Source organism: Priestia sp. YIM B13551, from assembly GCF_042787905.1.
GTDB lineage: Bacteria > Bacillota > Bacilli > Bacillales > Bacillaceae_H > Priestia.
In genome coordinates this window covers 1093536-1109124 of sequence record NZ_JBHZOX010000002.1, presented here as the reverse complement: position 1 = coordinate 1109124, position 15589 = coordinate 1093536, and the positions used below count along the sequence as shown (strand labels likewise).

The window sequence follows — 15589 nt, the reverse complement described above, 5'->3', positions numbered from 1 at the left end:
TTAAAGATGCTACATAATGTGAAAAAAGCTATTGTTTTTGGATATTTCGTTTATAATAAAACTATCACATTTGATTACATACATATTTTATATGTAGAGAGGGGTACTCGTCGATATGGAACAAGAAAAACGAGTGTTCTCCGTAGATCTAGCTGGACGAAAGCTAGAAGTTGAAGTTGGCCAGTTGGCAAAACAAGCAAATGGCGCAGCATTAATCCGCTATGGAGACACAGTTGTATTAAGTACAGCAACGGCTTCAAAAGAGCCTAAAAATGTAGATTTCTTCCCGTTAACAGTAAACTATGAAGAGCGTTTATATGCAGTCGGTAAAATCCCAGGTGGATTCATTAAGCGTGAAGGCAGACCAAGTGAAAAAGCAATCTTGGCTAGCCGTTTAATCGACCGTCCGATTCGTCCTTTATTCGCAGATGGTTTCCGAAATGAAGTTCAAGTTGTCAGCGTTGTAATGAGCGTAGATCAAAACTGTTCTTCAGAAATCGCGGCAATGTTCGGTTCTTCATTAGCATTATCAGTATCTGATATTCCATTTGAAGGTCCTATTGCAGGCGTAATCGTAGGCCGTGTAGACAATGAATTTGTTGTAAACCCAACGGTAGATGAGCTTGAAAAAAGCGATATTCATCTGACGGTTGCTGGTACAAAAGACGCGATCAACATGGTTGAAGCAGGCGCTGATGAAGTACCGGAAGAAGTAATGTTAGAAGCAATTATGTTTGGACATGAGCAAATTAAAAAATTAATTGCGTTCCAAGAAGAAATTGTAGCAGCAGTAGGCAAAGAAAAAGTAGAAGTTGAGCTTTATACTGTTGATGCTGACCTTGAGCGTCAAGTTCGTGAAATTGCAGAAGGTGACATGAACCGTGCCGTTCAAGTTCAAGAAAAGCACGCGCGCGAAAATGCGATTAAAGAAGTGAAAAGCGCAGTAGCTGCAAAATTTGAAGAGCAAGATGTAGAAGAAGAAGTACTAAATCAAGTGAATGAAATTTTATCGAAGCTTGTTAAAAGTGAAGTGCGTCGCTTGATCACAGAAGAAAAAGTGCGTCCTGATGGCCGTAGTATTGATGAAATTCGTCCACTTTCTTCTGAAACAAACTTGCTTCCTCGTACACACGGATCTGGATTATTTACGCGTGGACAAACTCAAGCGCTTAGCATCTGTACATTAGGTGCACTTGGCGATGTGCAAATTTTAGATGGTTTAAGTGTAGAAGAATCTAAACGCTTCATGCATCACTATAACTTCCCTTCATTTAGTGTTGGTGAAACTAGACCGATGCGCGGACCGGGTCGTCGTGAAATTGGACATGGTGCGCTAGGTGAACGTGCACTTGAGCCGGTTATTCCAAATGAAAAAGATTTCCCTTATACAATTCGTCTTGTATCTGAAGTATTAGAGTCAAACGGTTCTACTTCACAAGCAAGTATTTGTGCAAGTACGCTTGCAATGATGGATGCTGGGGTTCCAATTAAAGCACCTGTAGCAGGGATTGCCATGGGTCTGATCAAATCAGGTGAACACTACTCGATTCTAACGGACATTCAAGGAATGGAAGATCACCTAGGAGATATGGACTTTAAAGTAGCAGGTACGGAAAATGGCGTAACTGCGCTTCAAATGGATATTAAAATTGACGGGTTATCTCGTGAAATTTTGGATGAAGCCCTTCAACAAGCAAAAAAAGGCCGTATGCAGATCTTAAATCATATGATGTCAACGATTGCTACGCCTCGTCAAGAGCTTTCTCAATATGCGCCTAAGATCCTTACAATGGCTATTAACCCTGATAAAATTCGTGATGTTATTGGACCAAGCGGCAAGCAAATCAATAAAATCATCGAAGAAACAGGCGTTAAAATTGATATCGAACAAGATGGTACAATCTTCATTTCTTCTATTGATCAGCCGATGAATGAAAAAGCGAAGAAAATTATTGAAGATCTTGTACGCGAAGTTGAAGTCGGCCAAATGTACTTAGGAAAAGTAAAACGAATTGAAAAATTCGGTGCATTTGTAGAAATCTTCAGCGGAAAAGATGGGCTTGTTCACATTTCAGAGCTTGCAGAAGAGCGTATTGGAAAAGTGGAAGACGTTGTATCGATTGGCGACGAGATTTTAGTTAAGGTTATGGAAATTGATAAACAAGGCCGCGTTAACTTATCTCGTAAAGCAATTTTAAAAGAACAAAAAGAAAAAGAAGAAAAAGCAAAAGAAACAAAATAATCTTCTTTTACTACTATATAGATATTGTGAAATCGTCCATACATGAAGAAAATCCATGTTTAGGGCGATTTTATCGTTTGTAGATGTTTGTTCTACCTTGTCCTCTTTATACATATTTTAAATGGTAAAGGGGGAAGGATAAGTGAAGAGAACCATTGTGCAATTTACAGCATTTCTATTTTTACTGGCAATTACATATAAATCTATTTATAATCCTTTTGCTGAAGCATATATAGAAGCACTTAAATCCGATGTACAACTTGTATCAGCTCAGCATGATGCGTTATATCAAAAGATTGAAGAAAAAGCAAAAGATTATGAAAAGCCAGCAGCGAATGCACGAATCGATCCCGTTTGGAAACGGGTTCCTGGCTATAACGGCATAAAAGTTGATCTTGCTGCTTCTTATAAAAATATGAAACCTGCGGGTAAATTTGATGAAAAAAAACTAGTGTACAAACAGGTTAGACCAAAGGTTCACTTGAGTGATTTACCGCAGGAACCTATCTACCGTGGACACGATGAAAAGCCTATGGTATCGTTTACAGTGAACGTAGCATGGGGGAACGAGTATTTGCCTAAAATGTTAGAAGTGCTAAAAAAGCACCATGCTAAAGCAACTTTCTTTTTAGAAGGAAAATGGGTTAAAAATAATCCAGATATGGCAAAAATGATTGTAGACGCAGGTCATGAAGTAGGAAACCACTCTTATTCTCATCCTGATATGGCCACTTTATCGGCTAGTCAAATCAATCAGCAGCTTAAAAAAACGAATGATATTATTACATCTACTACGGGACAAAAAGTAAAATGGTTTGCTCCGCCGAGCGGCAGTTTTCGCCCCGAAGTAGTAACGCTTGCTTCTCAGTTAAAAATGAGTACCATCATGTGGACGGTTGATACAATCGATTGGCAAAAGCCAAGTTCAGAAGTGTTAATTAATCGAGTAATGAAAAAGATTCACCCAGGGGCTATTGTACTGATGCACCCGACTGAATCAACGGCCGAATCACTTGACCAATTGTTAACCGATATTGAACGCAAAGGCCTGAAAGTTAGCGATGTGTCAACAATGCTAGATGAAGAACGAATGATGAAAATACCTTCTTCTACTAAGAAGTAAGTGAGATAAGCAAAAGGGAGGCACTAGCTTGATAAAACGATATACGTGCAAAAATGGTGTAAGAATTGTATTGGAAAATATCCCAACTGTTCGATCTGTGGCCATTGGGGTGTGGATCGGAACGGGTTCTCGAAGTGAACACCCTGAAATTAATGGTGTATCACATTTTCTTGAACATATGTTTTTTAAAGGAACAAAAACAAGATCTGCTCGTGAAATTGCAGAAAGCTTCGACCGCATTGGGGGACAAGTAAATGCATTCACTTCTAAAGAATACACGTGCTACTATGCAAAAGTATTAGACGAACACGCAGATCAAGCGCTAGATGTGCTGGCGGATATGTTCTTTAATTCTTCATTTGATGAAGAGGAATTAGCTCGTGAAAAAAATGTTGTATATGAAGAAATTAAAATGTATGAAGATACACCTGATGATATTGTACATGATTTATTAGGAAAAGCCGTATATGGCAATCATCCATTAGGCTATCCAATTTTAGGAACGGAAGATACGTTAAAAACATTTAACGGTGATTCGCTTCGTCAGTATATGGAGCAAATGTATATTCCCGAAAACATTGTTATTTCAGTAGCTGGAAACATTGATGAAAGTTTTATTCAACAGGTGGAAAACTATTTTGGTACATATACGTCAAGTCATTCCGCTCATCAATATGTTCAGCCAGAGTTCCATACAAATCATATTGCGCGCAAAAAGGAAACAGAACAAGCTCATCTTTGCCTTGGCTTTAAAGGTTTGCCAATCGGCGGAGAAGATGTATATAGCTTAATTGTATTAAATAACGTGCTTGGCGGAAGTATGAGCAGTCGTTTGTTCCAAGAAGTCCGCGAACAGCGCGGCTTGGCTTACTCTGTTTTCTCTTATCATTCTTCTTATCGAGACAGCGGTCTTGTCACGATTTATGGGGGGACGGGAAGCCATCAGCTTGACGTATTATATGATACGGTTCAAGAAACGCTTTATGATCTGAAAGACAAAGGTATTACGGATAAAGAACTTTCTAACAGCAAAGAGCAGCTGAAAGGAAACTTAATGCTGAGTCTTGAAAGTACAAATAGCCGTATGAGCAGAAACGGAAAAAATGAGTTAATGCTAGGCTATCACCGCTCATTAGATGAGATTTTAGACCTTGTTAATGCCGTGACTAAAGATAGTGTAAATGGTCTTGCGCGAGATATTTTCAAAGATGAATTTGCTCTTTCATTAATAAGCCCGAGTGGAGATTTACCTAAAGGTTTTAAAGGAAATTAAACAGTAACAGTAAGGTTGGCTAAAATAATTGAGCCAGCCTTATTTTTTTGTCATTTTTTGTATGGTTGTTCAATAAATTAGATGAAAGGAGGGATTTTATGAGATTAAGCGAACTGAGTGGAAAAGAAATTGTAGATGTTAAGCGAGCAGAGCGTTTGGGTATTTTAGGGCAAACAGATCTTGAAATTAATGAACATACGGGACAAATTAATGCGCTTATTATTCCATCTGTGAAGTGGTTTGGGTTTCGAAAGCAAGGAGATGAAGTGCGAGTGCCGTGGGGGAATATCGAGAAAATTGGTACAGATATGGTGATTGTAAATGTCCATCAGCTAGAAGACATAAACAATGAGTCAACAAAATAAGAAACGAGATGCTTACTGCATCTCGTTTCTTTTATTTTCAGGGATAAAGATTCACCGATTCCTGTGTGTTTACATAGTATGTTGGAGAAAAGCAATAGGCATTCTAGGGCGTAATGATAGCACTTTACATCTCGATGGTTTAAGCGAAAGATACATCTATTTAATGTTAAAGAAGGTGAAAATGAAACATGTTAACGGATTTGCACATAGCTGTAATTGGCGGTGATGCTAGGCAGCTTGAAGTCATTCGAAAATTAATTCAATTAGATGCAAAAACCTCTCTTATTGGTTTTGATCAGCTAGATCATGGTTTTACAGGTGCGACGAAATATCAGATAGAGGAGCTGGATTTTTCAGATGTTGACGCCATCATCCTTCCAGTGCCTGGAACAAATCACGAAGGGCAAGTAGATACTATTTTTTCAAATGAAAAAGTAGTGCTGACTGAAGAAATACTTAAAAAAACGCCTGAGCACTGCATTATTTATTCTGGTATTAGCAATGGGTATTTAAACGAATTAGTCAAAACGACAAACCGTAAACTCGTTCAGCTATTTGAGCGTGATGATGTAGCAATTTATAACTCTATTCCTACTGTTGAAGGTACCATCATGCTTGTTATTCAACATACAGATTTTACTATTCACGGTTCAAATATTTCTGTCCTAGGTTTAGGAAGAGTAGGAATGAGCGTGGCGAGGTCCTTTGCTGCACTGGGTGCCAATGTAAAAGTAGGAGCTAGAAAATCTGAACATTTAGCACGTATTGCTGAAATGGGTTTGCAACCTTTCTATCTTTCTGAACTCGATAAAGAAATTGCTGATAGTGATATATGTATTAACACCATTCCATACCCCATCTTAACGGCTAAGACATTATCTAATGTCCGGACCCATGCGCTCATTATTGATTTAGCTTCAAAGCCTGGAGGAACCGATTTCCGCTATGCAGAAAAACGGGGAATTAAAGCTATTTTAGCACCTGGTCTTCCAGGAATTGTGGCTCCAAAAACAGCAGGTCAGATTGTCGCTAATGTATTAGTGAATTTATTAAAAGACGCTGCGGATGCGAGAGAGGAGAAAAAATAATGTCATTAAAAGGTAAAAGAATAGGGTTTGGCTTAACCGGATCTCACTGTACGTATGATGCGGTTATGCCAGAAATTGAAAAGCTTGTTAATTTGGGAGCAGAAGTGTTACCGGTTGTTTCTTACACTGTACAATCCACAAATACTCGTTTTGGAGATGGAGAAGACTGGGTGAAGAAAATTGAGGAATTAACAGGTCACGCCGTCATCAATACAATTGTAAAAGCAGAGCCTTTAGGACCAAAAATTCCGCTTGATTGTATGGTGGTTGCCCCGATCACTGGGAATACGATGAGTAAGTTTGCAAATGCAATGACTGAATCTCCGGTACTCATGGCAGCTAAAGCAACGCTTCGTAATAATAAGCCGGTGGTACTGGGAATTTCGACTAATGACGCACTAGGGCTAAATGGTGTAAACTTAATGAGGCTAATGGCGACTAAAAATATTTATTTTATTCCATTTGGTCAAGATGACCCGGTGCTTAAGCCAAATTCAATGGTAGCGCGTATGACGATGTTATCAGACACGGTGTACGCAGCGCTTGAAGATAAACAGATTCAGCCTGTTATTGTCGAAAGGTTCCGCGACGGTCAAGAGTCATAGGACATATATGCCTCTTGCTGTTGCATGAATCTATTCAATACTGCGGCTGTAAGAGAACTCTCAATCTCAAAGAAGAGAAGATTTTAAAAATCTTCTCTTCTTTGACGCAATGAAGCATAATAATATGTTAAAATAGTCAGTATATGCAGATAAATGTTGAGTAGTTGAAAATTGTTGGAGGCGGTATTAAAATGACAAGAGAATTACATGTAGCAGTAGTAGGAGCAACAGGTGCAGTAGGACAACAAATGATTAAAACCCTACAGGAGCGTAATTTTCCAGTTGGTAAATTAACGTTATTATCTTCAGCTCGTTCAGCTGGTAAAAAAGTGTTGTTTAACGGAGAAGAAGTTGTTGTGCAAGAAGCAACTCCGGATAGCTTTGAAGGCGTAGACATTGCTTTATTCAGTGCAGGCGGGAGCATTTCAAAAGCACTTGCACCAGAGGCAGTAAAACGCGGAGCAATCGTTGTAGACAACACAAGCGCTTATCGAATGGATGAAAATGTCCCGTTAGTTGTGCCGGAAGTGAATGAAGACGCATTACACGCACATAACGGAATTATTGCTAACCCAAACTGCTCTACAATTCAAATGGTTGCAGCATTACAGCCATTGCGCGAAACATACGGCTTATCTAAAGTGCTAGTATCAACGTATCAAGCCGTTTCTGGAGCAGGAGCTGCTGCAATTAATGAATTAAAAGAACAAGCTAAAGCTATTTTAGAAGAAAAAGAGTTTACACCGGAAATTTTACCGGTTGGTGGAGATAAAAAACATTATCAAATTGCTTTTAATGCCATTCCGCAAATTGATAAATTTCAAGATAACGGTTTTACATTTGAAGAAATGAAAATGATTAATGAAACGAAGAAAATTATGAGCATGCCTGAATTGCCAGTAGCTGCTACTTGTGTTCGTCTACCGGTTGTAACAGGTCATTCAGAGTCAGTGTACATTGAAATTGAAAAAGACGGTGTAACGGTAGCTGATGTGAAAAATTTATTGGCTGATGCACCTGGTATCGTATTGCAAGATGATCCAGAAAATCAAGTATATCCAATGCCAGCAGATTGTGTAGGTAAACGAGATGTGTTTGTCGGCCGTATTCGTAAAGATTTAGATCGCGATAACGGTTTCCATATGTGGATCGTTTCTGATAACTTGTTAAAAGGTGCAGCTTGGAATTCTGTACAAATTGCAGAATCACTTATTAAGCTTAGCTTAGTAAAATAAGCGCAACCAGAGTGTCTCGGAACATGATGAGGTGTAAGTATGAAAATAATCGTCCAAAAATTTGGAGGAACTTCCGTTCGTAACGAAGAAGGAAGAGCGAGAGCAATCTATCATTTAAATAATGCATTAAGTGAGGGTTACAAAGTAGTCGTTGTCGTATCGGCAATGGGACGAAAAGGTGAGCCGTATGCAACAGATACATTGCTTTCACTTGTTGATGGAAATAAAGCGTCACTTAACAAACGTGAGCTTGATATGCTTATGGCATGCGGAGAGTTAATTTCATCGGTTGTATTTACGAATTTATTAAACGAAAATGGTATTAAAGCTACAGCATTAAACGGTGCACAGGCCGGGTTTGTGACGAATGATGATTTTACCAATGCCAAGATACTGGAAATGAAATGCGACCGTTTGTTAAAAGAATTAGAAGAATATGATGTCGTTGTTGTAACAGGCTTTCAAGGGGCAACTACTGAAGGTGATACAACAACGCTTGGACGCGGAGGCAGCGATACATCTGCTTCAGCTTTAGGTGCAGCCCTTATGGCTGATTACATTGACATTTTCACAGATGTAGAAGGTGTGATGACAGCGGACCCGCGTATTGTAGAAGATGCAAGGCCGCTATCCGTTGTCACATATAACGAAATATGCAATATGGCTTATCAAGGTGCAAAAGTAGTTCACCCACGTGCCGTAGAGATTGCCATGCAGGCAAAAGTACCGATGCGCGTCCGTTCCACGTATGCTGATTCAGCAGGTACGCTCGTTACATCTCAAGGTGAAGCACAGCAGCGTGGAAGCGATGTGCAAGAACGCCTTGTAACAGGCATCGCGCACGTATCCAACGTCACTCAAATTAAAGTTTTTAGTAAAGAAGGCCATTATGATACGCAAGCAGAAGTATTCAAAGCAATGGCACAAGAAAAAATCAGCGTAGATTTTATCAATATTTCACCGAAGGGTGTTGTATATACGGTAACAGATGAAGCAACTGACAAAGCGATTGATGTGCTTCATGCGCTGGGGTATGAGCCGGCTGTTATTCGCAACTGTGCCAAAGTGTCAACGGTTGGAGCAGGAATTGCAGGGGTGCCTGGTGTTACATCTAAAATTGTTACAGCCCTTTCTAGCGAAGGTATTCAGATTTTACAATCTGCTGACAGCCATACGACGATTTGGGTGCTTGTAAAAGAAGAGGATTTAAAGAAAGCCGTTAATGCTCTTCATGGTGCCTTTGACTTGTCAAAAGCACCGCAAAAGAGATAAACTACATGTTCCGTTAGCTATAAGCTAACGGTTCATTACATGAATAGGGATAATGCAATTTCAAGGAGTGAAAACATGATTGATTTTGGGAAAGTCGCAACAGCGATGGTAACGCCTTTTGATCATAAAGGAAATATTGATTTTGAAAAAACAACGCAGCTTATTAACTATTTAATCAGCAACGGTTCGGATGCGTTGGTTATTGCAGGAACAACGGGTGAATCTCCTACGCTTTCAACAGAAGAAAAGCTGGCGCTGTTCCGCCACTCAGTAAAGGTAGTAGATGGCCGTGTACCTGTTGTGGCTGGTACAGGAAGCAACAATACGTATGCATCAATTGAATTAACGAAAAAGGCAGAAGAAATCGGCGTAGATGCGATTATGATTGTAGCACCTTATTACAACAAGCCGAATCAGGAAGGCTTATATCAGCACTTTAAAACAATTGCTGAAAGTACAGAGCTGCCTGTCATGTTATACAATATTCCAGGGCGATCCGTGATCAATATGTCTGTTGATACAATTGTACGCCTAGCTGAACTGCCAAATGTTGTAGCGTTAAAAGATGCAAGCGGAGATCTTGACGCAATGACAGCTATTATCGCACAAACAAGCGATGATTTTGCTTTATACAGCGGTGATGATGGCTTAACACTACCGGTATTAGCAATTGGAGGAACTGGTATTATTTCTGTTGCCTCTCACATTATTGGGAATGAAATGCAAGAGATGGTTAAGCTTTATGAGTCAGGAAATCCGAAGGAAGCAGCAAAAATTCATCAGCGTATTGTACCTGTTATGAAATCTCTTTTTGCAGCTCCAAGTCCAACGCCTGTTAAAACGGCTTTACAGCTAAAAGGATTAGACGTAGGATCGGTACGATTACCTTTAGTTCCGTTAACAGAAGAAGAACGCCAAACGTTAGTCAGCACATTAAATACGCTATAAGCTATAAGTATGTTTTTTAAACGTCTCTTCATTGACCGTATATACGAGTCGATGAAGGGACGTTTTTTTCTTATAAGATAATAGAAGAGCAGATGACGGAAATAGACGAATGAAATTTCTTGTATTCCAATTCTTACTTCAGTTATAATGTAAGCAAATGAAATTGTACGGGTGAAAGTAAGTAGGAGGAGCTTATGGTACTAGAAAAGACAGAAAATATTAAAATTTCAGCCTTGGGTGGAGTCGGAGAACTTGGAAAAAACATGTATGTGGTGGAAATCAATGAAAACATATATGTGTTAGATGCAGGATCAAAGTTTCCGGGAGGGGAAATGTTAGGAATTGATACTGTCATTCCGGACATTACATATTTAGTAGAAAATCAGCAGAACGTAAAAGGCATATTTGTTACTCATGGACACGAAGAACAAATTGGCGCTATTCCCTTTATACTTCAAAAATTGGATGTGCCTGTATATGGTACAGAATTAACGCTAGCACTTATCAAAGAAAAGTTAAAAGAATATGGAATTAAAAAATATGAAGCTTTACATCCTATCACTTCGTCAACGGTTTTATCGTTTGAAGGAGTGGATATTTCATTTTTTAGAACGCAGCACAGCATCCAAGATTCAGTCGGTATTTGTTTACAAACAAATCAAGGGGCGATTGTATATACAGGTGATTTTAAATTTGATCAAAATTCAGTCAGCATTCAAAGCGCTGATATTGGAAAAATGGCTGCCATTGGGGAACAAGGCGTCCTGTGTTTGCTTTCAGACAGTACAAATGCGGATAAGCCAGGCTATACAGTTTCTGAAGCCGTCATTGGACAAAATATTACCGACGCTTTTTATAAAAGCAAAGGTCGAATCATTGTTGCTGCATACAGTTCCAATCTGCACCGTATTCAGCAAATCATTCATGCCGCATATCAGCACGGCCGTAACCTGATCGTTATGGAAAAAAGTATGCTGAAAATCATTGATATTGCAGCAAAACTTGGACATTTGCAGCTGCCTGAGGATTTAATTGTTCCTGTACAAAAGCTAAAAGATCTTCCAGAACATGAAACGGTTATTTTAACAACAGGTCATCACGGAGAGCCGATTTTAGGTCTTACTCGAATGGCTAAACAGTCCCATAAATTTATTCAAATCAAACAAGATGATACGGTCCTGCTGGCTGCTACACCTGTGGCGGGGCACGAAACGACCTTTTCAAAAACAATTGACGTCATCTTTCGTTTAGGAGCAAGCGTAGTGTTTGCTCAGAGGAAAGTGCAGGCTTCCGGACACGGCAGTCAAGAAGAATTAAAATTTATGATTAACTTAACAAAGCCGAAATATGTCATGCCTGTGAATGGAGAGTATCGAAAACAAAAAGCTTATGCAAAGCTGGCCGGTCAATTAGGAATATCAGAAGATCATATTTGTTTGCTTGAAAAAGGTGAGCGAGTTGAATTTAAAGATGCTCGCATGTACCCTAGCGGTTCTATTCAAGCGGGAAATACGCTCATTGATGGACTAGGCGTCGGTGATATTGGAAATATCGTTCTGAGAGATCGCAGGCTGCTGTCACAGGACGGAATCTTAACGGTGGTAGTTACGATTAATAAACGCCAAAAAACGGTAGTAGCGGGGCCAGAAATCATCTCCCGCGGATTCGTCTATGTAAGAGAATCAGAAAAGCTTTTAGAAGAAGCAACGAAGATTGTTCAGCAAATTTTAGAAAAGTGTATGGAAGACAAAGTGATCGAGTGGTCTTCATTAAAATTAAAAATGAGAGAAAGTTTAAATCAATTTTTATATGAAAAAACCCGTCGTAAACCGATGATTTTACCGATTATCATGGAAATCTAATGTGAAGCCTTCCCGCTGGGAAGGCTTTTTATTTGCAGCTGATGCGGATGTAATAACTATGAGAAGTTCATACTACTACTATCAATAAGTGAAAGGAGCTAGAATATGTTTGAAAATAACGAAAGATTACATTCTGATGAAGCGCCTCAGCAGCCTAATAAAAATGAAGAAAGCAAGGGCGGAATATTAGATAAAATTCAACAACTAGGACAGACCAACGTGGCTCAGCTTCCTCAGGATTCTAATATTCACTGTTTAACGATTGTAGGACAAATCGAAGGGCACATGCAGCTGCCTCCTCAAAACAAAACGACAAAATATGAGCATGTCATCCCGCAAATTGTGGCGATCGAACAAAATCCAAAAATTGAAGGATTGCTTATTATCTTGAATACAGTAGGTGGAGATGTAGAAGCGGGTCTTGCAATTGCTGAAATGATCGCTTCGTTATCCAAGCCTTCTGTGTCTATTGTGTTAGGAGGCGGACATTCAATCGGTGTTCCAATTGCGGTTTCAACTGATTATTCGTATATTGCCGGTACAGCGACCATGACCATTCATCCTATTCGCTTAACGGGTCTTGTTATTGGTGTACCGCAAACATTTGAATACTTAGATAAAATGCAAGAGCGCGTGATTAACTTTGTGAGAGAACACTCTCATATTTCAGAAGAAAAGTTTAAAGAACTTATGTTTTCAAAAGGGAACTTAACGCGTGATATCGGGACAAATGTAGTTGGCGGAGATGCTGTTTCATACGGGTTAATTAATGAAGTAGGCGGAGTTGCTCAAGCGATCAAAAAATTGAATGAACTGATTGAGCAAGGACGTCAGAATGAGGAGCAGCTGCTGCAATGATTTTGTATACAATGATGCCGCAAGAACTGATCTTTCAGCAGTCTTATCATCAAGAACAATCTCAGCCAAAGCTTATTAACCATAATGGAATCCCGGTTATTGTTGAAGAAAATGAACAAAGGCAACAGCAAATTGTGAGGATTTTAAGCACGAATCCTCAAGATTATTTGAATGAAAATTATTATCCTGGTCAAATTTTGTCGTAAGGATTTCAGTATAATTATGGTGAATATGGTATAATGAATATGACGAAGAAGGCAGCCGCTGTATTGGCTGCTTTTTTATTCAACTGATAAAAGAAACAAAATCAACATAGAGTGTTGGACGTTGATTGGAGTGGAAAAATGGCAAAGAAAAAACGAAGAGGTCAAATAAAAAAGGATGAATGGAAACGCATATTGCGCTTTGAGCTTATTGGCTTATTTTTATTAGCATTAACGTTAATTGCCATGGCAGGACTTGGTGCTGTAGGACAGGCCCTTGTACTAGTGGTCCGCTTATTTATTGGCGAATGGTATATGCTGTGTTTAATCGGAATGGCTATTCTATCTGTTTATATTATTTGGAAAAGAGAAATGCCTCCTTTAGTGACGCGGCAGCTTATCGGTACATATCTCATTATTTTATCTATTTTACTGTTTAGTCATGTTACGTTATTTGAAAATTTATCAAAAAACGGAACGTTTACAGATCCGTCTGTCATTATGAACACGTGGGATTTGTATATGCTCGAAGCAACGGGCCAATCGAATCACAGTGATTTAGGCGGAGGGATGATAGGAGCTATTATGTTTGCCATGTTCTACTATCTATTTGATAGCTTAGGAACAGAACTTATCGCTGCCTTGCTTATTGTGATTGGGGTACTGCTTATTACCGGACGTTCGCTTCACGAAACGGTATTAAAACTTTTGTCACCTCTAGTGAATTTTTTAACAACGGAGTTAAAAGAAGGCTGGCAAGATATTCAGACGTGGAAACATAAGAAGAAAAAAGCTCCTAAAACAACAAAAAAGAGACGACAAGAAAAAGCTGTGCAAGAACCTGAAGAAAGCATGGACATAGAAGTAGAAGCACCTTCGCCTCCAATTATTGAACACTTTGACTACGGAGAGGAAGAGTCTAGTCAATCTCCTGCTGCTCCTATAGCTCCAGCGCCGCCGGTTATGGAATCGAAGCCTGTAGCTGCTGCACCGCAACAGCCAAAGCCGCAAAAGGAACAGGAAGAAGAAAAAGCTCCTATGATTACATTTACTGAAACGGAAAATAAAGAGTATGAGCTTCCTCCTATCAAGCTATTAACGATGCCAAAGAAAAGCAACCAGGCAAAAGAGCATAAAAACATTTATAAAAATGCCGAAAAACTTGAAAAAACGTTTCAAAGTTTCGGCGTAAAAGCAAAAGTGGCAAAAGTTCACCTTGGACCAGCTGTTACAAAATATGAAGTATATCCTGATGTAGGAGTAAAAGTAAGTAAGATTGTCAATTTAAGTGATGATCTAGCACTTGCATTAGCTGCCAAAGATATTCGGATTGAAGCTCCAATTCCCGGGAAATCAGCGGTAGGAATTGAAGTGCCGAACGAAGAAGTAGCGATGGTTTCACTTAGAGAAGTACTTGAAGCAACTGAAAATAACCGACCGGATAAAAAGCTATTAGTTGGTTTAGGAAGAGATATTTCAGGCGAAGCTGTGCTAGCAGAGCTTAATAAAATGCCTCATATGCTTGTAGCAGGGGCAACAGGAAGCGGAAAAAGTGTGTGTATCAACGGTATTATTATTAGTATTTTAATGAGGACAAAGCCTCATGAAGTAAAATTAATGATGATTGACCCTAAAATGGTTGAGCTCAATATGTACAATGGTATTCCGCATTTATTGGCTCCTGTTGTAACGGATCCGAAAAAAGCTTCTCAAGCCTTAAAGAAAGTTGTAAGTGAGATGGAGCGACGTTATGAGTTGTTTTCACACAGCGGAACGAGAAACATTGAAGGATATAACGATTTAGTAAAACGTATGAATGATGATGGAGATGCCGATGCAAAACAGCCGACTCTTCCTTATATTGTGGTGATTGTCGATGAGTTGGCTGACTTGATGATGGTTGCTTCATCTGACGTCGAAGATTCGATCACACGTCTTGCTCAAATGGCTCGTGCTGCCGGCATTCATTTGATTATTGCTACACAGCGACCATCAGTAGATGTTATTACTGGGGTTATTAAAGCAAACATTCCTTCCCGAATCGCTTTTAGTGTATCTTCACAAACTGACTCTCGTACGATCTTAGATATGGGAGGAGCTGAGAAGCTTCTAGGAAGAGGAGATATGCTGTTCATGCCTGTTGGAGCTTCAAAACCTGTGCGTGTGCAAGGTGCCTTTTTATCAGATGAAGAAGTAGAAGAAATTGTTGATTTTGTAATTGCACAGCAAAAAGCGCAGTATCAAGAAGAAATGATTCCAACCGATGCTCCTGAACAAGTTGATGATTTTGCAGATGAGCTATATGACGAAGCGGTACAGCTTGTAGCAGAAATGCAAACAGCTTCTGTTTCTATGCTGCAGCGACGCTTTCGAATTGGCTATAACCGGGCTGCACGCTTGATCGATGCAATGGAAGAGCGTGGAGTGGTGGGGCCTTATGAAGGAAGTAAGCCGCGTTCCGTGCTGATTTCTCAGCAAAATGAGGATGTTGGATCTTAATAATGTTACTAGAAAA

Annotated in this window: 13 protein-coding genes; all 13 read left to right on the top strand. The window is 39.4% G+C overall.

The window, feature by feature from the left end; all coding sequences use genetic code 11:
- The first annotated feature begins 115 nt into the window (after window positions 1–115).
- On the top strand, window positions 116–2242 hold the full coding sequence (pnp, locus tag ACFX4N_RS15310) for a polyribonucleotide nucleotidyltransferase (protein WP_013058830.1): 2127 nt from the start codon (window positions 116–118) through the stop codon (window positions 2240–2242).
- Window positions 2243–2384: 142 nt separating this feature from the next.
- The gene (locus ACFX4N_RS15305) at window positions 2385–3365 is read left to right on the top strand and encodes a polysaccharide deacetylase family protein (protein WP_013058829.1); all 981 of its coding nucleotides are present in this window, start codon (window positions 2385–2387) and stop codon (window positions 3363–3365) included.
- Window positions 3366–3393: 28 nt separating this feature from the next.
- Window positions 3394–4638 carry a M16 family metallopeptidase gene (locus ACFX4N_RS15300; RefSeq protein WP_013058828.1) on the top strand — a complete coding sequence of 415 codons (1245 nt, stop codon included), beginning with the start codon at window positions 3394–3396 and terminating at the stop codon, window positions 4636–4638.
- Between the two features lie 98 nt (window positions 4639–4736).
- Window positions 4737–5003, top strand: a complete 267-nt coding sequence (locus ACFX4N_RS15295; RefSeq protein WP_013058827.1) for a YlmC/YmxH family sporulation protein — start codon at window positions 4737–4739, stop codon at window positions 5001–5003.
- A 188-nt stretch (window positions 5004–5191) separates the two neighbouring features.
- Window positions 5192–6091, top strand: coding sequence for a dipicolinic acid synthetase subunit A (gene dpaA / locus ACFX4N_RS15290; RefSeq protein WP_057273937.1), 900 nt, complete (start codon window positions 5192–5194; stop codon window positions 6089–6091).
- The gene (locus ACFX4N_RS15285; RefSeq protein ID WP_013058825.1) at window positions 6091–6696 is read left to right on the top strand and encodes a dipicolinate synthase subunit B; all 606 of its coding nucleotides are present in this window, start codon (window positions 6091–6093) and stop codon (window positions 6694–6696) included. Before dpaA ends, ACFX4N_RS15285 begins: the two co-directional genes overlap by 1 nt.
- A 191-nt stretch (window positions 6697–6887) precedes the next feature.
- On the top strand, window positions 6888–7931 hold the full coding sequence (gene asd / locus ACFX4N_RS15280) for an aspartate-semialdehyde dehydrogenase (protein WP_013058824.1): 1044 nt from the start codon (window positions 6888–6890) through the stop codon (window positions 7929–7931).
- A 39-nt stretch (window positions 7932–7970) separates the two neighbouring features.
- Complete coding sequence (dapG, locus tag ACFX4N_RS15275) at window positions 7971–9203, top strand: aspartate kinase (RefSeq protein WP_013058823.1); 1233 nt, start codon at window positions 7971–7973, stop codon at window positions 9201–9203.
- A gap of 75 nt (window positions 9204–9278) precedes the next feature.
- Complete coding sequence (gene dapA / locus ACFX4N_RS15270; protein ID WP_013084756.1) at window positions 9279–10151, top strand: 4-hydroxy-tetrahydrodipicolinate synthase; 873 nt, start codon at window positions 9279–9281, stop codon at window positions 10149–10151.
- Window positions 10152–10345: 194 nt separating this feature from the next.
- Complete coding sequence (locus tag ACFX4N_RS15265) at window positions 10346–12013, top strand: ribonuclease J (protein WP_057273936.1); 1668 nt, start codon at window positions 10346–10348, stop codon at window positions 12011–12013.
- Window positions 12014–12118: 105 nt separating this feature from the next.
- Complete coding sequence (locus ACFX4N_RS15260; RefSeq protein ID WP_013058820.1) at window positions 12119–12871, top strand: ClpP family protease; 753 nt, start codon at window positions 12119–12121, stop codon at window positions 12869–12871.
- Window positions 12868–13077, top strand: coding sequence for a YlzJ-like family protein (locus ACFX4N_RS15255; RefSeq protein WP_057273935.1), 210 nt, complete (start codon window positions 12868–12870; stop codon window positions 13075–13077). Before ACFX4N_RS15260 ends, ACFX4N_RS15255 begins: the two co-directional genes overlap by 4 nt.
- Window positions 13078–13215: 138 nt before the next feature.
- Window positions 13216–15573 carry an FtsK/SpoIIIE family DNA translocase gene (locus ACFX4N_RS15250; RefSeq protein WP_013058818.1) on the top strand — a complete coding sequence of 786 codons (2358 nt, stop codon included), beginning with the start codon at window positions 13216–13218 and terminating at the stop codon, window positions 15571–15573.
- Window positions 15574–15589: the final 16 nt, after the last annotated feature.

What these genes read in the sequence shown, in the direction of transcription:
- asd (WP_013058824.1), top strand. Translation starts at nt 6,888, where the DNA reads ATGACAAGAGAATTACATGTAGCAGTAGTAGGAGCAACAGGTGCAGTA.
- ACFX4N_RS15255 (WP_057273935.1), top strand. Translation starts at nt 12,868, where the DNA reads ATGATTTTGTATACAATGATGCCGCAAGAACTGATCTTTCAGCAGTCT.
- pnp (WP_013058830.1), top strand. Translation starts at nt 116, where the DNA reads ATGGAACAAGAAAAACGAGTGTTCTCCGTAGATCTAGCTGGACGAAAG.
- ACFX4N_RS15265 (WP_057273936.1), top strand. Translation starts at nt 10,346, where the DNA reads ATGGTACTAGAAAAGACAGAAAATATTAAAATTTCAGCCTTGGGTGGA.
- ACFX4N_RS15295 (WP_013058827.1), top strand. Translation starts at nt 4,737, where the DNA reads ATGAGATTAAGCGAACTGAGTGGAAAAGAAATTGTAGATGTTAAGCGA.
- dpaA (WP_057273937.1), top strand. Translation starts at nt 5,192, where the DNA reads ATGTTAACGGATTTGCACATAGCTGTAATTGGCGGTGATGCTAGGCAG.
- ACFX4N_RS15250 (WP_013058818.1), top strand. Translation starts at nt 13,216, where the DNA reads ATGGCAAAGAAAAAACGAAGAGGTCAAATAAAAAAGGATGAATGGAAA.
- ACFX4N_RS15285 (WP_013058825.1), top strand. Translation starts at nt 6,091, where the DNA reads ATGTCATTAAAAGGTAAAAGAATAGGGTTTGGCTTAACCGGATCTCAC.
- dapA (WP_013084756.1), top strand. Translation starts at nt 9,279, where the DNA reads ATGATTGATTTTGGGAAAGTCGCAACAGCGATGGTAACGCCTTTTGAT.
- dapG (WP_013058823.1), top strand. Translation starts at nt 7,971, where the DNA reads ATGAAAATAATCGTCCAAAAATTTGGAGGAACTTCCGTTCGTAACGAA.
- ACFX4N_RS15260 (WP_013058820.1), top strand. Translation starts at nt 12,119, where the DNA reads ATGTTTGAAAATAACGAAAGATTACATTCTGATGAAGCGCCTCAGCAG.